The organism is Prevotella ihumii (assembly GCF_900155655.1).
GTDB lineage: Bacteria > Bacteroidota > Bacteroidia > Bacteroidales > Bacteroidaceae > Prevotella > Prevotella ihumii.
Genome location: NZ_LT706987.1, coordinates 2,232,967 through 2,252,107, shown reverse-complemented (window position 1 = coordinate 2,252,107; position 19,141 = coordinate 2,232,967). Strand labels below are relative to the sequence as shown.

The window sequence follows — 19,141 nt, the reverse complement described above, 5'->3', positions numbered from 1 at the left end:
AGGAGCATAGCAGGCTATGTGACTGCAGATATAGGTAAAATAAAGCCAAAATAAGAAAAAAGACATCTCATAAGTTTCAAAAATAATAAAGTAAGCACCTAAACTGGTCTAATGACCGACTTGGGTTTAAAGTTAATTGAGATGTAAAAACAGAGGAGGCGAAGTTTTCCTACCGACAAATAGGAAATTCCCTACCACCGATTAGGAAAAACTCACCAAAGGTTTCGACTATTTGCCGTACCTTTGCATCAGATAAAAGAAATAGAAGAATATACATTAGTGGATAAATCGAATTAGGATTGCCATTTTACAGGTAAGAAGACATCAGGAAATAACAATATGTAGATAATTTACAGTATCGAATATAGGTAGTCAGATAAGTGTAAGAAGACTCAGGGTAAATAAACTAATAGCTCAAAACAAGAACAGAAGAATGGTTAGATGTTGAATGATTATAATAATGTGATGATAAAAGAAAAAAGAATAGGTAATTTCCACAATATAAGTAAGTGAGCAAAATTAGTTTACATAAAATATTTATTGTATTTTTCCGTTTTATATGCAATGGGAAAGCCAAAAGTATTGGAGTTGACGGAGGCAGAACGCCTCGCACTCGAAAAAGGATTTCGCTTAGGCGAAAAGCACTGCTTCCGCATGCGTTGTCGTGCTGTGTTACTGAAAGCAGACGGACTGTCTTCTGCAGCAGCGGGCGTGCAAACGGAAATGAGCCACGTGAGCGTAAACGCTTGGGTAAAACGTTTCAAGTCCGAAGGAATAGACGGATTGAATACCCGTTCTGGCAGAGGTCGAAAACCTATTATGGACTGTTCGGACGAGGAAGCTGTGCGTCGTGCAATAGAGCAAGACAGACAGAGCGTGAGCAAGGCAAGAGCGGCATGGGAGCAAGCCTCGGGCAAAGAGGCAAGCGACTCAACATTCAAACGTTTTTTATCAGCATTGGCGCAAGATATAAGCGAATAAGAAAACGCCCAAGGGGAGAACCCTCGCCGCAACTCTATGAATACAAAGTCGAGAAGTTGCAAAAACTTGAAAATCAAGCGTCTGAAGGACGCATTAGGCTCTATTATGCTGATGAGAGCCACACTTGTACTGAAGGATATGTCCCTTACGGTTGGCAACTGCAAGGGGAGGATGTTTATGTCCCCTCCCAAAGGGTGGCACGACTCAATATCTTTGGAATGATAGACCGTGATAACCGTTACAATGGATTCACCACATTCGAAAAGATGACGGCAGATAAAGTCCTCAGTTTCCTTGATGATTTTTCGTTCAACTTGGAGATGGACACTTTTGTTGTCCTTGACAATGCTTCCGTACATAGAAACAAGAAGATCAAAGAACTTCGCCCAATATGGGAGCAAAGAGGACTTTTCCTCTTTTTCTTGCCTCCATATTCGCCACAATTGAATATTGCGGAAACACTTTGGCGTATTCTTAAAGGCAAGTGGATAAGACCACAAGATTATATAACTACTGACATACTTTTCTATACCACCAACAGAGCTTTGGCAGATATCGGAAAGGGGTTGCGTATAAACTTCTCTAAACATGTCGCTTAATTTTGATTAGTTACTTATCAATTCAAAATAATTTTAGGTTTAAAGGTTAATAAGATTTTAGGTTTTTAAAAGTTTAATAAGGTTTTAGGTTATATTATTCTTGATAAATAATTCAATTATGTAGGCTTTGCCACTTAAGTGCCACAAATAACTATAGATATATGCATTATGGCTTGGTAGAGCTATATATGACAAAATGAGGGTTCATTGATTGAACTCTCATTTTTGTGTTTTACAAGTTCCTCATCTCGCACAAACTATATATCCACTATACAAGCCAAACGTAGATACGCTTTTGATTTCGAACACAAGAGTTTCGATATGCAGCCTTGAATAAAACTAACTTCTAACAGAAATAAGAAAAAGGTGGTTGTTCGATTTATCCATACATAATATTGCAATAACAAAACATCGAACCCAAAAAGCAAAACATATATGTTGGAGGTGGAACAAGTTAGCTTTTAGGCAACTAAAGTCATATATGGCTGGTTCTATAAATTAGCTTTGTTAGATTTTGAGCTTATTTTTGAGGTCAAAATGCAAGAGAGCAAAGGAGTGTAGCGAGCTACACGACTGAACGAACTTACATTTTGAACCAAAAACAGAGCAAGCCGAATGCAATCAAACTTGTTTGAATTGCTGAGGCGCAGCCTGTTTTATATAAAAAGAAGCCAAAAGACAACAAAACGTATTTCAAAAAAATTTAATGACTATATGCGGTGGTAATTTATAGAACCTGCCATATAATAGGTAGAAAACAGATAAAACAACAAAGCTATTATAAAGAGTTTGAAACCGACTTAGGAGAAATCATAGAAAAGGAAAGAATAAGAAGAAAGGTTTTATTGTTCTATATTTCTTATTTAACAACACAACACTTTAGGTATATAAAAAAAGAGTGCATAACCAAAGATTTCACTTCTCGGTTTCACCTATTTATATATAGTGTTTCGAAACGAAAGCTTTGGTTATAAACTCTTGGTTGTATCGTTGCTAAAAAAATGGAGCAGAGATCTTAAATCTTTTCGCCGTAGCAGAGGTCGCCAGCATCGCCAAAACCAGGAACGATGTACTTGTGCTCGTTCAATCCCTCGTCAATAGCTGCACACCAAATAGTGGTTGTGCTGTCAGGGAAGGTTTCCTTGATGTGTGCAATACCTTCAGGCGATGCGCATACACAAGCTACATGTACGTGGCGAGGTGTACCCTTGGTAAGGATAGCCTTGTAACCCAACTCCATTGAACCACCTGTAGCAAGCATAGGGTCGGCAATGATAAGGGTCTTGCCATCGATGTTTGGAGTAGCAAGATATTCAACGTGAATACCTACCTCCTTGTGTGCTTCGTCCTTGTATTCACGATATGCACTTACGAAAGCATTGCCTGCGTGGTCGAAGATGTTAAGAAATCCGTTGTGGAAAGGAAGTCCTGCACGGAAAATGGTAGCCAGTACCACCTTGTCGGTTGGTACGCTCACTTTGGAAATTCCGAGTGGAGTCTCAATGTCCTTTACTTCATACTGGAGGGTCTTTGATATTTCAAAAGCTTCAAACTCGCCTATTCGCATCACATTGTTGCGAAATAGAAGTCGGTTTTTCTGATAGTTTTTGTCGCGGATTTCCGCCATGTACTGATTAATAATAGAGTGTTGCTCCGAAAAGTTGATGATTTCCATTGTTTTTTATTAGTTTATTGGCGCATAGCTTTACGAGCCTTCAGCGCAAAATTTCGGCAAAATTAAGAAAATACTTTAATTTTTGCAACCTCCGAATAGCAAATATTAGTAGTGAGAGTTTAATTTTTAATTATTTAACCTAAACAGCGGTGCTTTTGCATCAATTTTTGCAAGTAAGTTTTTGTCATACTTGATAAATGTAGTACCTTTGCCCTGTCTTTAAGATAACAAAATAAAACAAGGAAATTTTTAATTATTCAACTAAATACATTAACAAAGAATGGCACAGTTTGATAAAAGCGTACTTGAAAAGTATGGTATCACAGGCACTACAGAAGTAGTTTACAATCCTTCATACGAAGTATTGTTTGAAGAAGAAACAAAGGCAAGCCTCGAAGGCTTCGAAAAAGGTCAGGAAACAGAACTCGGCGCAGTTAACGTAATGACAGGTGTGTACACAGGTCGTTCACCTAAGGATAAGTTTATTGTAGACGATGCAAAATCACACGATACAGTGTGGTGGACATCTGAAGAATACAAAAACGACAACAAGAAGATGTCAGAATCTACTTGGGCAGTAGTTAACAAGTTGGCTAAGAAGGAGCTTTCTAACAAGCGTCTCTTCGTTGTTGACGGTTTCTGCGGTGCTAACAAGGATACTCGTATGAAGATTCGCTTCATTGTGGAAGTAGCTTGGCAGGCACACTTCGTTACAAATATGTTCATCCGTCCTATCAACGACGAAGAACTTGCACAAGAGCCAGACTTCATCGTTTACAACGCTTCAAAGGCTAAGGTGGAAAACTACGCTGAACTCGGTTTGAACTCTGAAACTTGTGTTGCCTTCAACGTAACAAGCCGCGAGCAAGTTATCATCAACACTTGGTATGGTGGTGAAATGAAGAAGGGTATGTTCTCAATGATGAACTATTACTTGCCATTGAAGGGTATCGCATCTATGCACTGCTCTGCTAACACCGACCTCAACGGCGAAAACACAGCTATTTTCTTCGGTCTTTCTGGTACAGGTAAGACAACATTGTCTACAGATCCTAAGCGTCTCCTCATTGGTGATGACGAACACGGTTGGGACGACAATGGTATATTCAACTTTGAAGGTGGTTGCTATGCAAAGGTTATCAACCTTGACAAGGAGTCTGAACCAGACATCTACGCTGCTATCAAGCGCAATGCTCTTCTTGAGAACGTTACAGTAGCAAAAGACGGCAAGATTAACTTCGCTGACGGTAGCACAACAGAAAACACTCGTGTTTCTTATCCTATCCACCACATCACTAACATCGTTAAGCCTATCTCAGCAGGTCCAGCTGCAAAGCAGGTAATCTTCTTGAGTGCTGACGCATTTGGTGTACTTCCTCCAGTTTCAATCCTCAATGCAGAGCAGACTAAGTACTACTTCCTCTCTGGCTTTACAGCTAAATTGGCTGGTACAGAGCGTGGTATTACTGAACCAACTCCTACATTCTCTGCTTGCTTCGGTCAGGCTTTCTTGGAACTTCACCCAACAAAGTATGCTGAAGAATTGGTAAAGAAGATGGAAAAGAATGGTGCTAAGGCTTACTTGGTTAACACAGGTTGGAACGGTACTGGCAAGCGTATCTCTATTAAGGATACACGTGGTATCATCGATGGCATCTTGAGTGGTGCAATCAACAACGCTCCTACAAAGACAATTCCTTTCTTCAACTTCGTAGTTCCTACACAGTTGGAAGGTGTTGATACCAACATCCTCGACCCACGCGATACATACGCAGACGCAACAAAGTGGGAAGAAAAGGCTAAGGACTTAGCAGGTCGTTTCATCAAGAACTTTGTGAAGTACACAGGCAACGAAGCTGGTAAGGCTCTCGTAGCTGCTGGTCCAAAACTCTAATCTCAATATTAGAGACTTAGTACACAACACATAATAAAATGGCCTTGCCCTCAATTCTGGGGGCAAGGCTTTTTGTGTGAGATGCGCTAAACAAACTTAAAATATCTCTTAATTTCCATATTTTACATAATAAACTTGTGAAAACGGCTCGTTTCTAAGGAATTCTAATTAAATTTGCAACTAAATTTCTATAAATAGACGCTAATGAAAAATAAGATATATTCGTTGGTTGCAATGTTAACAATTGCACTCTCGCTTACTTCGTGCTTGAAAGATAACGAAAAACAAGCGGAAATAACGTTTACTGACACTGCCATAACTGGATTTTCAATAGATGAAATAAAGGTAATGAGAGACTCGGTAAATGCAAAAGGAAAAGATACTACATACATTACAAAGGTAAAACTTGCACCCAATTCGTTTTATATTGACCAAGCAAAAGGGCTGATTTACAACCCCGACTCATTGCCTTATGGTACAAAAATAACAGCCATCGTAGCCAAACTCAAGACTAAAAATGCAGGCTCGGTACGCCTAAAATCGGCTCAAGACGAAAACGCACACAGCTATATAGAAAAAGATTCTATCGACTTTACTAAAGATAGCATTTTCCAAGTGTATGCACAAGACGGAAAGCGTTTTCGCAATTACACCGTTAAGGTGAATGTACACAAAGAAAAAGGCTACTTGTTTACGTGGAAAAATATGGCTTCAAACGCTGAATTTGAAGCTTTTACCAATACAAAAGCTGTATATAACAACGGACGAATATACGTATTTGGAAGCAACGGAAGCAATACCACAGCATACACCACGAGCGAGAATGATGGCAATGCGTGGACAAAGATAGGAGAAAACTTTGATGCCAATGCGTATCAAAGTGTGATAATAAGTGCTGGATACCTATATACCTTCAGTCAAAACCAAGTGATGCGCTCTAAAGATGGTGCAGTATGGAACGTGATGGGTAGCAGTACAAACTTGAAACAACTTGTTGCAGCAAGCACTACACAGCTATTTGCAATAGGCAATGATGGTAATATGTGGGTCTCTGTCGACAATGGAGCAACTTGGAACATTGACGATTTGAGCGATGATAAGGCAAAATTGCCTACCAACAACACAAGTTTTATTGCAGAACCTTTGCAGAGCAACGAGAAGATAGACCGAGTCGTGCTCATAGGAAATACAACTGCAAGCAATGGTATGGTGCGTTGGACAAAACTTATCGACTACTCTGAATATGCAAAACCACAGGCGTGGACAATGATTAATAATACGTTGGAGGCTCAATTCCAACTCCCTTATTTCACACACAGTGCGCTTGTAAACTACAACAATAATATTCTTGCTTTAGGAACAGCCAACAACGCATTTCTCACAATGAAAGAAAGCACAGACGGCGGTGTAATTTGGAAAGCCAATAAGCTCTATAAATATCCTAACGAAACACCTATGAAAACATTCGCTGCTACGGTAGATGCACAAAACTATATATGGATTGTGAGTGGTAGCAAGGTGTGGCGTGGACGTCTCAACTGCTTAGGTTGGAAACAGATAGACAAGATTTTTGTTAAATAAAAAACGACTTGGAAAATAATAAAAGATAGTATGAAAAAAATTCTATTTTATATATTAGCCTTTTTACTTTCTGTTCCAACAATGGCGCAGGAAGGAGAGGAATATAAGATGGAATTGGGTGCTGGCGCAGGCTTAATGGGCTATTTGGGCGATTTCAATGGCTCGATTACCAAAGATTTACAACCTATGGGAAGCCTCGTAGCACGCTATATCTTTAGTCCGTATATGGGATTGAAGATGAATGTGTCGTATGGTAAAATGAAAGGTTCGTCGGATGATGTCAAGACCTATTATCCTAAATTTGCACAAACACCCTATCAGTTTGACAATACATTAATAGATGTAGGCTTTGTGTACGAGTACAACTTCCTTCCATACGGAACAGGACACGAGTATCGTGGCGCACAACGCTTATCACCTTTCGTATTTGGAGGCATAGGAGCTACCTATCTTAGCAAAGGAAAGAACCAAGAAGCTACTACAAAAGAGCAAGGAAGCGGCATCTTTTCAGCAAATATCCCAATAGGTTTAGGTGTAAAATATAAGCTTGGCGAACGTACGAATATCGGATTAGAATGGGCTATGCACTTCTGTCTGAGCGATGAACTTGATGGGCAAAAAGACCCTTACGATATAAAGAGTAGCGGATTGTTTAAGAATACAGACTGTTACTCAACCTTGCAACTCACCTTCACTTACAGTTTTATGAAGAAGTGTAAGACCTGTCACAACGATGACGAATAAAGAAGAAGTGCAAGAAAGACAATAGATACATTAAAATAAGAAATAACCATCTTCCCTACTTATGGCAGAAGAATTAGATATGAAACGCATTCCAGAACACATTGCAATCATTATGGATGGCAATGGTCGCTGGGCAACAGAACGCAATAAGCCACGCTCGTATGGGCATCAGGCAGGAGTAGACACCGTGCGCAGAATAACATCAGAGTGTACTCGATTAGGCGTAAAGTTCCTCACGCTCTATACATTCTCTACAGAGAATTGGAATAGACCTTCAGACGAAGTGGCGGCATTGATGGGATTAGTGCTCACATCGCTTGAAGACGAAATCTTTATGAAGAATAATGTACGCTTCCAAGTGGTGGGCGACATCAAACGGTTGCCCGAAGCTGTGCAGCAGAAACTTCAAGAAACAATGGAGCATACGGCGAAGAACTATGCTATGACAATGGTGATTGCGCTTAGCTATTCGGCTCGATGGGAGATGACAGAGGCAACCAAAAGCATAGCAAAAAAGGTAGCTGAAGGCGTTTTGAGTATTGACGAGATAGACGAAAGCACCATTAGCAAGCATCTATGCACCAACTTTATGCCCGACCCAGAGCTGCTTATACGCACTGGAGGCGAACTTCGTATTTCCAATTATCTGTTATGGCAGTTGGCTTACTCTGAGCTTTACTTCTGCAACACTTATTGGCCCGACTTTATGGAAGCCGACTTGCATAAAGCAATAGCCGACTATCAAAGTCGCCAACGCCGCTTCGGAAAGACAGAGAAACAAGTAGAATTAGAACAAGAAAACAAATAGACACGCTATCAATGAGTAATATAAAAAAAGTATTGATGCTCATCGCTGTTGTGTGTGGCTTCAGTTTACAAGCAAGCGCACAACAAAAGATTGTGAAACCAAGCATATCGTATGCTGGTAATCCACAGACCTATAAACTTGCTGGATTGACGGTAACGGGCGTTGAAGGATACGAAGACTACGTGCTAACAGGACTTTCAGGGCTTACCATCGGTCAAGATGTGGAAATTCCGGGGTCATCCATTACCGATGCGGTGAAACGCTATTGGAAACACGGTTTGTTCTCTGATGTGGCTATTACTGTGGATTCGCTTGTGGGAGATAAGGCTTATCTTCAGATACATTTAACAACACGCCCTCGTATTTCGCTCATCAATTATATTGGACTCAAAAAATCAGAGCGTGAAGATATGGAAAAGAAGCTCGGACTATTGAAAGGTGGACAAGTAACACCTAATATCATAGACCGCGCACAATTGTTAGCAAAGAAGTATTTTGAGGAAAAAGGCTATAAAAACGCTATCGTAAATATACGTCAACGCAACGATGTGACTGCCAAAAACCAAGTTATTCTTGACATTGAAGTAGACAAAAAAGAAAAGAAAAAGGTACGAAGCATCATTATTGAAGGCAACAAAGAGATTAAAGATAAGAAACTTAAAGGCGGTCTTTTCACAAAAGGTGCGTTCAAAAAAACCAATGAAGCAGGTAAACTAAGCACGCTTTTTAAATCAAAGAAATTTAGCCAAGAACGTTGGAAAGAAGACAAAGAAAACCTCATTAACAAATATAACGAATATGGTTATCGCGATGCAAGCATCGTGAAAGACAGCATTTGGGACGTTGACGACAAGCACGTAAATGTTTTTGTCAAAGTAGACGAAGGCAAGAAATACTACATCCGCAATATCACGTGGGTGGGTAACACGGTCTACTCTACAGATTATCTATCCCAATTGCTCAATATAAAGAAAGGCGATGTGTACAATCAGAAGTATATGAGCAAGCGATTGACCGAAGACGATGATGCTGTGGGCAACAAGTATTGGGACAACGGCTACTTGTTTTACAACCTTCAACCCACTGAAGTGAATATCGTTGGCGACTCTATCGACCTTGAAATGCGTATTTTCGAAGGACAACAAGCACGTGTAAATCGTGTTCGTATCAACGGAAACGACCGCATTTACGAAAATGTAGTTCGTCGAGAAATGCGTATAAAACCAGGCGACCTTTTCTCAAAAGAGGCTTTGACACGTACAGCACGTGAACTTGCATCTATGGGGCATTTCGATCCAGAGTCGGTAAGTCCAGATCCAAAGCCAAACTATGAAAATGGTACGGTTGATATTGATTGGAATTTGAAACAAAAGTCCAACGACCAAATCGAGTTTTCATTGGGTTGGGGACAGACTGGTGTAATCGGTAAAGTTGGCTTAAAGCTCAATAACTTCTCTATAGCCAATCTCTTTGGTAAGAACAAAGAACGTAGAGGCATTCTCCCTATTGGCGATGGCGAAAGTTTGTCGCTCAATGCACAGACCAACGGACGATACTACCAATCTTATGGATTGAATTATAGCACCAACTGGTTTGGTGGTAAACGCCCAATACAGTTCAATGTAGGAGCTTTCTATTCAAAGCAAACAGACGTAAATAGTAACTTCTACAAGCGTGGCTATATGGAAAATTACTACAACTACATGTACGGCTACGGCAATTACAACGCCAATACTTACGAAAACTATCTCGACCCTAACAAGTTTATTCAGCTGTTAGGTGGAAGTGTTGGTTGGGGTAAACGCCTCACTTGGCCTGATGACTACTTCACCCTCACTGTGCAATTGGCATATCAACGCTATATGTTGAAGAATTGGAACTACTTCATTATGTCGAATGGTTCTGCAAACAACCTCAACTTTAACATTGCTATCAATCGTTCTTCAACCGATAATCCACTCTTCCCACGTAAGGGTTCAGAGTTCTCGCTTTCATTAGCAGTTACTCCACCTTGGTCTAAGTTCATCAAGAAGGATTATCAAAACCTTGCCAGAGACCCCTATTCACCTACTTTCCAAGCAGAACAGCAAGAGAAATACAAGTGGATTGAATATCACAAGTGGAAGTTTAAGGCACGTACCTTTACATCGCTTACTAACGGACAGAAGAACCTTGTGTTGATGACACGCGTCGAATTTGGTATCCTTGGTAGCTATAACCGCTACAAAAAGAGTCCATTCGAAACATTCTATATGGGTGGTGACGGAATGAGCGGTTACTCTACAGGTTACGCACAAGAAACAATTGGTTTGCGAGGTTACGACAACGGCGTACTCACACCTAATAGTAGCATGGCGGCTTACGCCTACGACCGCTTCTCGTTAGAGCTACGTTATCCATTCCTTTTAGGCAACACCACTATCTATGGTCTCACCTTCTTGGAAGCAGGTAATGCATGGCAGGACACAAAGAAGTTCAACCCCTTCAGTATGAAACGTTCAGCAGGTGTTGGTGTACGTATCTTCTTGCCAATGATTGGTATGATGGGTATCGACTGGGCATACGGCTTCGACACAGTCTTTGGAAAGAAGGGTGGCAGCCAGTTCCACTTCATTTTGGGTCAAGAGTTCTAATCGTACGATTGTCCTAATTAAACCCTCACAAGTTTAATCAATCCTACAAGCAAGTAATGGACGCATATATGTCCAAGCGTGTAGACAACTAAATAACAAAAAGAGAATAGAGATTATGAAGAAATTAATAACACTCTGCTTAGTAGCAATCTTTGCTTTAGCAGCCCAAGCGCAAAAGTTTGCCTTGATGGATATGGAATACGTGCTCAGTAATATTCCTGCTTACGAACGTGCCAACGAACAATTGAACCAAGTAAGCAAGAAGTGGCAAGCCGAAGTTGAAGCACTCAACACAGAAGCGAGCACAATGTATAAGAACTATCAGAACGAAGTTGTCTTCCTCTCACAAGAACAAAAGAAGAAGAAACAAGAAGATATAATGGCGAAAGAGAAGCAAGCAGCCGAATTGAAACGTAAATATTTCGGTCCTGAAGGCGAACTTTTTAAGAAGCGTACAAGCCTTATTTCGCCTATCCAAGACGAGATTTACAACGCTGTTAAAGACATTTCGGATCAGCGCGGCTATAGTCTTGTTATCGACCGTTCGAGCGGTACAGCTGGTATCATCTATGGTTCGCCAAAGATAGACATCAGCAACGAAATCTTACAGAAGCTCGGTTACGGCAATCAATGATTGCAACTAACCGCATAAGAACAACAAATAATCACCCTTCATAAGTCAACAACCTCGCAAAGAGGTATGATGTAGGGACGAAATAACGAACATAATAAATATTTAATTAATAAAAGACAAAATGAAAAAGCTTATTTTAATGTTGATGCTCTGTGCTCCTATGAGTATGTTTGCACAGAAGTTTGGTCACTTAGACTCACAGGCACTCCTCCAATCACTCCCTGAAGCAATAGCTGTTCAGGCACAATTGGAAGCAAAGGGTAAAGAATTTGAGAAGCAACTCACAGATATGCAGAGCGAATTGCAACGCAAGGCTGAAGAGTACGACAAGACTAAGAGCACAATGAATGCAACCAAGCAGGCTGAAACCGAGAAGATGTTGCAAGATATGTATGCTAAAATTCAGCAGACAGCTCAAGACAACCAAAAGGCCTTCACCGAAGAACAACAGAAGAAGCTCGGTCCTGTACTCAACAAAGTACGTGGTGCTATCGAAGCTGTAGCAAAGGCTGGCGGCTATGTTTACATTATGGAAAAGGCAGCAGGTCAACCTCTCTACATCAATGAGGCTATCAGCAAGGACATCACAGCTGAGGTTAAAACTCAGTTGGCCAAGATGAAGTAATCAAGCAACTACAAGTTCCGTCACCCCCAACAGGTGCGGTATAAGATGAGACTACCGCGAAAACACTTTTGCAGTAGTCTCATTTTTGTTTCTCACCCTATATAGACAAAAAAACTATACACAACAATGAAAAAACTTTCCTTACTCATTCTTCTCGTAGCCTTACCGTTAATGGTATCGGCACAAACGCTTAAGTTTGGTTATTTCCGCTACAATGAGGTGTTAAAATCAATGAAAGAGTACGCCATAGCTCAACAAGAAATGGCTGCACTTCGTGCCAAATACGATGCAGAAACCAAACGCTCGGAGAACGATTTCCACGCCAAATACGAAGACTTTCTCGAAGGACAACGCAATTTTGCACCATCTATTTTGAAGAAAAGACAGGCTGAATTGCAAGAAATGATAGACAAGAACGTCGCTTTCAAGAAAGAAACACAACGCTTGCTCGAACAGGCAGAGAAAGAAGCCTTTGCCCCTGCTCATCGTCGCCTCCAAACCGAATTAGAACAAATGGGACGTGAGAGCGGTTATGCCTTCATTCTAAACGCTGACAACAACACACTTCCTTATGTCAACAATGCTGTAGGTGAAGATATTACCGAAGCATTGAAAACGGTTTTAAAATAGACAAATGATGGACGACAAACTCCCTAAAACACCAGGCCCTATCGGTATATTCGATTCTGGATATGGCGGTCTCACCATCTTAAAAGGAATTCGCGACCTCCTACCCCAATACGATTATATCTATTTGGGCGACAATGCACGTGCGCCATACGGGTCACGCTCCTTCGATGTGGTGTATCAATTCACCCGCCAGGCTGTACTCAAACTTTTCTCTATGGGTTGCCACTTGGTAATCCTTGGGTGCAATACGGCTTCGGCTAAGGCTCTTCGCACCATTCAGCAGAACGACTTGCCTGAGATAGACCCTACCCGCAGAGTTTTGGGAGTAATCCGTCCTACAGCAGAGATTATAGGCGAGCTTACACAAACCCGACACGTAGGTATTCTTGCTACCGAAGGCACAGTGAAGAGCGAGAGTTATAATATGGAAATACAAAAGCTCTGGCCCGATGTCGAGGTTACGGGCGTAGCTTGTCCATTATGGGTTCCTATCATCGAAAACAACGAAGCCGAGGGCGATGGGGCTGACTATTTTGTGCGAAAGCGCATCAATCACATCTTATGGCGCGACCCTAACATCGATACCCTTATCCTTGGTTGCACCCACTACCCCATTCTTATGCCCAAGATAAAGCAATATGTGCCCGATGGCATCCGCATTATAGCTCAAGGCGAATACGTTGCAAGCAGTCTGAAAGACTATCTCTTGCGCCATAAAGATATGGACGCACGCTGTACTAAGCAAGGTAAGGTGCAATACTTCACAACCGAAAATACAGCTAAGTTTAAGGATAATGCACGCATCTTCCTCCCTGAAGGCATCGATGTAGAACATTTAGACTTAGAATAGCTCGTGTATCAACCTTTCTCAATCCATTTTTATACTAAAAAAGTGGTAAGATAAAAACCTTCATAGCCCTATAATAAGCTACTCGTTATACACATCTCTGTTTAACTTAAAATTCGTTCCTTTAACCCAAATCGGTCGTTAGACCAGTCGGACTATTCGGACGTGTCAGACAAGTCCGACCAGTCCGAATAGTCCGACTGGTCTAACGACCGATTTGGGTTAAAATCTATTTTAAAAGGAACTTTCTTTCAGCAGTATTTTAGTTAAAGAAAGATGTGTATAAAGAGAAGATAAAAAGAGGGTGTTTCCTAACCGAAACGCCCTCTACTCATACTAAATATAAACTATAAACCGCATCACTGCGTGATTTCCTATTCCTACATATTCTTACATTCTTCGCCTTCGTTAACCTTCACTTTTTCGTCTTTGGTCACTTCTTTAGCTGTGTATCCAAACTTCTCAAATGCCTTTCCCAACTTTTCTGCATTGGTCTTTTTTGCATCAAAGGTTACTGTTACTTTTTGTTCTTCCACGTTGGTTTCAATAGCCTTTACACCTTTCTCAAAGCGGAGATTACCTTTTATTTTGTTTTCACAACTCTCACAGTGCATCGGTGGTGTGGTGGTGAATACTACGGTTTTAATGTCCTTAGCCGTTGCTACTAATGCTGAAAGCAATAGCATAAATGTGAAAATACTCTTTTTCATTGTTTTGTCCTTTCTAATTATAGTTTTTTATTTAGACAATGCTGCCCCAAACAGCCTTTATGTCGATTTACATACGATTTCCCAAATTGATACGCACACCCACATAAGCCATAGCCCCTTCAACTGGCGCATAAATCAATGTCGGTTCAAATGTGTTTGTCCACACCGCATCAGCTCCAACAATAGGGTGTTGCTGTTTATAGTTTGCAAGGTTTTCACCTCCCACATATACTGAAAAGTGACGGAAATTGCGTGTTACCTGTGCATTTACTTGTGCGTATGTCTTGAAACTATCAGCCCACGATGGTGTACCGTCAGCATTTAGGTATGCTTTAGGCATACGACCCCCACCATTAAGAGCTAAGGTAGCATCAAACTGCCACAAGCCTAAAGGTGTTTTATAGCTTGCTGTGAGCAATCCTTTGTACTTACTTTGCAATGGTTTCCACTGCAATTCGCCCCCGTATGTAGCCTTAACAAGGTTGTAACGATAAGCCGCCGTAACCTCCATTCCCTTAAAGAGCGGATAAGTAGCGTCTATCTGGAAGGTGTGCGAATAACTCTTGTCTCGTGACCCACGAATGTGCAGTTCTAATGGATTGATGTCGTAATCGATAAGGGTCTGTCGACTAAAGTCGGTGAAGTAATATTCAGCGTTCAGTTTCAAGGTCTTACCACTTATCGGAATAAGGAAACCAAAGTTTGCCCCGTAGTTCCACGCACGTTCTTGTTCTACATTGTCAATCACAAGTTTGCGACCTGAAGCCATCAGATAGTTGTTTTCTGCCAATGCGTGTGGACTTCTATATCCCTTACCTGCCGAAAGACGAATGGTAAGCACATCAGCAGGTGTCCATTTCAAGTGGAAACGAGGCGTTACAAATGTGCCATAAACATTGCTATGGTCTATGCGCAAACCAGCCATAGCCACCAATCTGTTGTGCAGATTATAGGTATATTGCGCATACGCCCCTGGCACAGTTTCGCTCTCTATAAGGCGTGGGATGCCATAAACATCGCCATAATTGGGCAGTGCTATCCCTACATCTTGCAAACCTGTAGACTGGTGCAAGTAGTCGTGGTTCAAACTCAAGCCCACTGATAGATTGTGTGCTTGTGTAAAATTGGTTTCGTAAATCAGCGATGCATACGCACTCTTCTCATTCACATTATACACTTTTGCACCATAAGCAGCTGCCTGTTTGTGCATCGACACGTTACCCAATAAGGCTATATTGCTACCCTTTTCAGGATTAAGAATAAAAGCGTGCTTCATATATGCCTCGTATCTATCAGTAGCAATATCTATTTTGAACGGATTTACAATGTGTGCAGCGTGCTTTCCGTGTGCATATTGTCCGCTCATACGGTCTTCTTTCAATAGTCCTAAACCAGCGTGCAAAATATACTTATCAGTGTGCCACAACCAGCGGTTCTGAAAATTATACTGTCGCACTTGTGGGCTGTCTTGAAAAGTATCGTTGTTTCCGTCGTGATGTCCCCAATTGTTTTCAAAGTGAGCCAATATATTGGTACTCAAATTCTTATTCCCATTAATGTGGTAGTTGGCATCAAGGTTGGCTTCCAACTTGCCCATAGTGCTTCCAAAGAGATTAATGGTAGCCCCTTGTTCGTCTTCAGGCTTAGCATACTCCACATTTATTTGTCCTGCCATTGCCTCGTAACCATTCTTTACTGACGAGTTACCCTTGCTCACTTGCAAACTCTTCATCCAGCTACCTGGCACATAACCTAAACCATAAGGCATTGCAGCACCACGAAAGTTGGGTAAGTTTTCGGTCAACATTTGCACGTATGTACCACTAAGTCCTAACAGTTTTATTTGCTTTGCACCTGTTGTAGCGTCCGAATAGTTGACATCTACCGATGGATTGCTCACAAAGCTTTCGCCAAGATTACAACACGCAGCCTTGTATAGTTCGCCACGTAGAATGTCTTGACCATTTATTGCACCGCCCATTCGGCGTACAGTGTTGGCTCTTGCCGATACGGTTACGCCTTCTAAAGTTTGTTCTTTCAACGACGAAAGTGTGTCTATGTCCTGCGTTTGGGCATAGATAGTATTTGCACATACAGACAATAGTCCGATGAGATATATTTGTTTTTTCATTGTTTAGTCTTTTAATTTAATCTTTATCCTTGCTCACATTGCAATGCAAGCAACAACTATTTGCTTATAGTTCATCAAACTATAAGGCACAATAATCCGAACACAAAACTTCTTTTGTGTTGATAAAGAGGGCTAAATTAAAAGCGTGGTGAGCGAGCGAAGATAGGCACGAGGCGGACTATACCATTGATATACAGCCTCCTTCGCATTGGCTTTTGCGTGAAAAGAAAGGGGCAAAAGCGCAGTAAGCGTAACAAAAACCGACAATAAAGCGAGCTGAATAGGCTCTAAGTCGATGCTCTTAAATTGAGCTTGCTTTGATGGTGCCAACTTTTTTACAAGTACTTCCATACAGCCGTGCTGCTTCTCTGTCAAGCACTCGTCATTATTATCAATTGGCTTTGGTGCAGATAGCAGCCCTGTGTGCTCGCAGCGTGCAAGCACAACACCTGTTCCTGTCCATACCAAAAAGACGGACAGCAACATAATACATAATATGTTTACTGCTTTCTTCATTATTTTGGCGCAAAGATAATAATATTTTTATTAAACTCGCAAGAATTAAATATTTTTTATCATAAAACTTTATGCTATCAACATAATAGAAGAACACTAACAGGCTATTAGCTTCACTCATTTTCGCCCTATTTTTACCCCAAATCGGTCGTTAGACCAGTCGGACCAGTCGGACGTGTCAGACAAGTCCGACAAGTCCGACCCGTCCGACAAGTCCGACTGGTCTAACGACCGATTTGGGTTAAAAGTAAATATTAGAGAGATATAAAAGACAACTCTATTTTTCTACCATCTACTTCTTCCTCTTCCCTACTCCACTTCCTCAACCACCGTATTAGGTACTTCTTTTTCCTTTAAGAGTTGGTCTAAACTCTTAAAGGTGTAGGCAGCCTTGTCTTTTACGTAGGTAGTGTTGAAACGTTGGCGCAGTTCCATCAGCTTTTGCATTACTTCGGGATAGGTTTCGGCTGTTATGCGATTTGCCATTTGCGCTGCATTGGGTTGCAAAAAGCCGAAGTACTGAATGAGCATTTGTTGGAACTGGCGACGTTGCATCTCGTTCATCTGTTCCAACTGTGCGTCCATCTTGTTCTTAGAACGATAGATATGGAATATCAATTCGTCTGGCTCACCACCACGCTGACCGTGGTCGTACTTCTTTTCATACTCGAAATAGCAGTCGCAAAAGCCCTTATCGGCAAGTTCTTTCAATTCTTGTTTAGCTGGTTCGAGCACACGACGACAAAAGTCAGAGAACTTTTTATAATTGTTCTCCAAGCGCAACATCTTACGAAATTCCAATGTCTTGATTACCGTCCTGCCTTTGTCTATCCACGACTCTATGAACATATAGATGCGCTGTGTGTAGCGATTTTTGCACGCAAAGACAATTTGCTTGCCCAAGCGGTGATAACCAAAATCTAACGAAACGAGGCGTTCTGCCACACTTTGGTCGAGTTTTAGCACAGCATACTTGTTGTACGAACGGTCTTCGGGTATGTACACATCGCAAAGGTTGGTGGCTTTGGTGTACTTTCGCCCTTCGGCAGTTTTGTATGGAATTTCCACAGGTATGGCTGCCAACATCTTTAGCGAGTTGCGCAGCTGTGGATAGTGGTTAGGGTCAACACCTAACTCCTTGAAAGGCAACTTTATAGGCATACGTCCGTCCTCGTCAAGCTCGTCGGTCTTGAAGAGGTCTAATTGTGGATTGCGCTTGTTGTTGAGTATGCCGTGGAGAATGGCTTGCAAACTTTCGACTATCGAAACCAATATTCTTACTTGTATAAGCGAATAGTCGTGGCGCATCATCGTTACCGCAATAGGCTGCAATAGCCACGTCTCTTCCTCTATAGGGATGAGTTCGTCGCTTATGGTACGTTTTACGGGAGCTTTCTTAGCCTTTGCGCCTTTTTTTCTTGGCTTTGTCGTTGTCGAAGCTTTCTTTGTTGTTGTCTTTTTTGTTGTTACCATATATACATAAGGTGAGTACAGCCTATTTTTCAAGAGGGGTGTAAAATGCAGGGAATACTACTTAATATTTGCAAAGATAATAAATTAAGTGTTTGATACCAAGAATATAGTATTTTTTATTGCATTGGGAAAGATTATTTACAAGCAGAGAATAGGCATTAAGCAGACGAGGGGGAAAAAAGTAGGAAGCAGAAAAACAGAACAATGAGGTAAATGGGACAAACCGAGAAAAGCAAACCACGAGCACTCTGATTTACAAAGGGGCACAAACTCACTCCAAAACATATATGGCCGGTTCATCCTACAGTCTGACTGGTCCGACTGGTCTGACTGGTCTAACGACCGATTGGGGGTTAACCCGTTGGGGAATTATTTTTTAGCTACTATACCAATTGTTACCTTATTCGATAGATGACGTATTTCTCTTTTATCTTTTTCTCTTTTTCCGTTTTACTTCGGATAAGTGTTAAATACAAGGGTCATAATTCTCGTACATACGTTGAAAAGAAGCGTGATACACAAAAGTGGTATAAATGGGTGTGCAATTGTAAACTGTTGATTAATAATGAGTAATAAGTAAACAAGAAAAAGTGTGCAAGAATATACTGCTTAGATTGCGGAAATATAGAACGAATAAAAGAAGAATGTGAACAAGAAAAG

16 protein-coding genes are annotated in these 19,141 nt (G+C 41.1%); 11 read left to right on the top strand and 5 right to left on the bottom strand.

Features of this window, described 5'->3' with window-relative positions; translation table 11 throughout:
• Positions 1-564 precede the first annotated feature (564 nt).
• Both CZ367_RS10040 and CZ367_RS10035 read left to right on the top strand, forming a co-directional pair.
• Positions 565-981: a helix-turn-helix domain-containing protein gene (locus tag CZ367_RS10040; protein ID WP_202613108.1), complete on the top strand. Its 417-nt coding sequence runs from the start codon at positions 565-567 to the stop codon at positions 979-981.
• Positions 897-1,580 carry an IS630 family transposase gene (locus tag CZ367_RS10035; protein WP_144005935.1) on the top strand — a complete coding sequence of 228 codons (684 nt, stop codon included), beginning with the start codon at positions 897-899 and terminating at the stop codon, positions 1,578-1,580. Before CZ367_RS10040 ends, CZ367_RS10035 begins: the two co-directional genes overlap by 85 nt.
• A gap of 1,015 nt (positions 1,581-2,595) precedes the next feature.
• On the opposite strand, the gene upp is transcribed toward CZ367_RS10035, so the two are convergent.
• Entirely contained in the window at positions 2,596-3,255 is a 660-nt protein-coding gene (gene upp / locus CZ367_RS10030; RefSeq protein ID WP_077196751.1) for a uracil phosphoribosyltransferase, read from the bottom strand.
• Between the two features lie 280 nt (positions 3,256-3,535).
• Between upp and pckA the strand changes: the two genes are divergently transcribed.
• From pckA to murI, 9 genes are all read left to right on the top strand, one after another.
• Positions 3,536-5,149: a phosphoenolpyruvate carboxykinase (ATP) gene (gene pckA / locus CZ367_RS10025; RefSeq protein ID WP_077196750.1), complete on the top strand. Its 1,614-nt coding sequence runs from the start codon at positions 3,536-3,538 to the stop codon at positions 5,147-5,149.
• Positions 5,150-5,353: 204 nt separating this feature from the next.
• The gene (locus tag CZ367_RS10020; RefSeq protein WP_077196749.1) at positions 5,354-6,730 is read left to right on the top strand and encodes a DUF6242 domain-containing protein; all 1,377 of its coding nucleotides are present in this window, start codon (positions 5,354-5,356) and stop codon (positions 6,728-6,730) included.
• Between the two features lie 30 nt (positions 6,731-6,760).
• Positions 6,761-7,474 (top strand): type IX secretion system protein PorG, encoded by a 714-nt coding sequence (gene porG, locus CZ367_RS10015; protein ID WP_077196748.1) that lies wholly within the window; start codon positions 6,761-6,763, stop codon positions 7,472-7,474.
• Between the two features lie 61 nt (positions 7,475-7,535).
• Positions 7,536-8,282 carry an isoprenyl transferase gene (locus CZ367_RS10010; protein WP_077196747.1) on the top strand — a complete coding sequence of 249 codons (747 nt, stop codon included), beginning with the start codon at positions 7,536-7,538 and terminating at the stop codon, positions 8,280-8,282.
• A gap of 11 nt (positions 8,283-8,293) precedes the next feature.
• The gene (locus tag CZ367_RS10005; RefSeq protein WP_077196746.1) at positions 8,294-10,915 is read left to right on the top strand and encodes a BamA/OMP85 family outer membrane protein; all 2,622 of its coding nucleotides are present in this window, start codon (positions 8,294-8,296) and stop codon (positions 10,913-10,915) included.
• A 115-nt stretch (positions 10,916-11,030) separates the two neighbouring features.
• Positions 11,031-11,549, top strand: coding sequence for an OmpH/Skp family outer membrane protein (locus tag CZ367_RS10000; RefSeq protein ID WP_077196745.1), 519 nt, complete (start codon positions 11,031-11,033; stop codon positions 11,547-11,549).
• Between the two features lie 121 nt (positions 11,550-11,670).
• On the top strand, positions 11,671-12,174 hold the full coding sequence (locus CZ367_RS09995) for an OmpH/Skp family outer membrane protein (protein WP_077196744.1): 504 nt from the start codon (positions 11,671-11,673) through the stop codon (positions 12,172-12,174).
• Between the two features lie 126 nt (positions 12,175-12,300).
• Positions 12,301-12,804, top strand: a complete 504-nt coding sequence (locus CZ367_RS09990; protein WP_077196743.1) for an OmpH/Skp family outer membrane protein — start codon at positions 12,301-12,303, stop codon at positions 12,802-12,804.
• A gap of 7 nt (positions 12,805-12,811) precedes the next feature.
• A complete protein-coding gene (gene murI, locus CZ367_RS09985) occupies positions 12,812-13,654 on the top strand; it encodes a glutamate racemase (RefSeq protein WP_077197423.1) in 843 nt (280 codons plus the stop codon).
• A 377-nt stretch (positions 13,655-14,031) separates the two neighbouring features.
• On the opposite strand, the gene CZ367_RS09980 is transcribed toward murI, so the two are convergent.
• From CZ367_RS09980 to CZ367_RS09965, 4 genes are all read right to left on the bottom strand, one after another.
• Positions 14,032-14,361, bottom strand: coding sequence for a heavy-metal-associated domain-containing protein (locus tag CZ367_RS09980; protein ID WP_077196742.1), 330 nt, complete (start codon positions 14,359-14,361; stop codon positions 14,032-14,034).
• A 67-nt stretch (positions 14,362-14,428) separates the two neighbouring features.
• A complete protein-coding gene (locus tag CZ367_RS09975; RefSeq protein ID WP_077196741.1) occupies positions 14,429-16,492 on the bottom strand; it encodes a TonB-dependent receptor plug domain-containing protein in 2,064 nt (687 codons plus the stop codon).
• Between the two features lie 132 nt (positions 16,493-16,624).
• On the bottom strand, positions 16,625-17,008 hold the full coding sequence (locus CZ367_RS09970; protein WP_077196740.1) for a hypothetical protein: 384 nt from the start codon (positions 17,006-17,008) through the stop codon (positions 16,625-16,627).
• Between the two features lie 309 nt (positions 17,009-17,317).
• Positions 17,318-18,481, bottom strand: coding sequence for a replication initiation protein (locus tag CZ367_RS09965; RefSeq protein ID WP_077196739.1), 1,164 nt, complete (start codon positions 18,479-18,481; stop codon positions 17,318-17,320).
• Between the last annotated feature and the right edge of the window lie 660 nt (positions 18,482-19,141).

What these genes read in the sequence shown, in the direction of transcription:
- CZ367_RS09970 (WP_077196740.1), bottom strand. Translation starts at nt 17,008, where the DNA reads ATGAAGAAAGCAGTAAACATATTATGTATTATGTTGCTGTCCGTCTTT.
- murI (WP_077197423.1), top strand. Translation starts at nt 12,812, where the DNA reads ATGGACGACAAACTCCCTAAAACACCAGGCCCTATCGGTATATTCGAT.
- upp (WP_077196751.1), bottom strand. Translation starts at nt 3,255, where the DNA reads ATGGAAATCATCAACTTTTCGGAGCAACACTCTATTATTAATCAGTAC.
- porG (WP_077196748.1), top strand. Translation starts at nt 6,761, where the DNA reads ATGAAAAAAATTCTATTTTATATATTAGCCTTTTTACTTTCTGTTCCA.
- pckA (WP_077196750.1), top strand. Translation starts at nt 3,536, where the DNA reads ATGGCACAGTTTGATAAAAGCGTACTTGAAAAGTATGGTATCACAGGC.
- CZ367_RS10010 (WP_077196747.1), top strand. Translation starts at nt 7,536, where the DNA reads ATGGCAGAAGAATTAGATATGAAACGCATTCCAGAACACATTGCAATC.
- CZ367_RS09980 (WP_077196742.1), bottom strand. Translation starts at nt 14,361, where the DNA reads ATGAAAAAGAGTATTTTCACATTTATGCTATTGCTTTCAGCATTAGTA.
- CZ367_RS10000 (WP_077196745.1), top strand. Translation starts at nt 11,031, where the DNA reads ATGAAGAAATTAATAACACTCTGCTTAGTAGCAATCTTTGCTTTAGCA.
- CZ367_RS10035 (WP_144005935.1), top strand. Translation starts at nt 897, where the DNA reads ATGGGAGCAAGCCTCGGGCAAAGAGGCAAGCGACTCAACATTCAAACG.
- CZ367_RS09975 (WP_077196741.1), bottom strand. Translation starts at nt 16,492, where the DNA reads ATGAAAAAACAAATATATCTCATCGGACTATTGTCTGTATGTGCAAAT.
- CZ367_RS10005 (WP_077196746.1), top strand. Translation starts at nt 8,294, where the DNA reads ATGAGTAATATAAAAAAAGTATTGATGCTCATCGCTGTTGTGTGTGGC.
- CZ367_RS10020 (WP_077196749.1), top strand. Translation starts at nt 5,354, where the DNA reads ATGAAAAATAAGATATATTCGTTGGTTGCAATGTTAACAATTGCACTC.
- CZ367_RS09965 (WP_077196739.1), bottom strand. Translation starts at nt 18,481, where the DNA reads ATGGTAACAACAAAAAAGACAACAACAAAGAAAGCTTCGACAACGACA.
- CZ367_RS09990 (WP_077196743.1), top strand. Translation starts at nt 12,301, where the DNA reads ATGAAAAAACTTTCCTTACTCATTCTTCTCGTAGCCTTACCGTTAATG.
- CZ367_RS09995 (WP_077196744.1), top strand. Translation starts at nt 11,671, where the DNA reads ATGAAAAAGCTTATTTTAATGTTGATGCTCTGTGCTCCTATGAGTATG.
- CZ367_RS10040 (WP_202613108.1), top strand. Translation starts at nt 565, where the DNA reads ATGGGAAAGCCAAAAGTATTGGAGTTGACGGAGGCAGAACGCCTCGCA.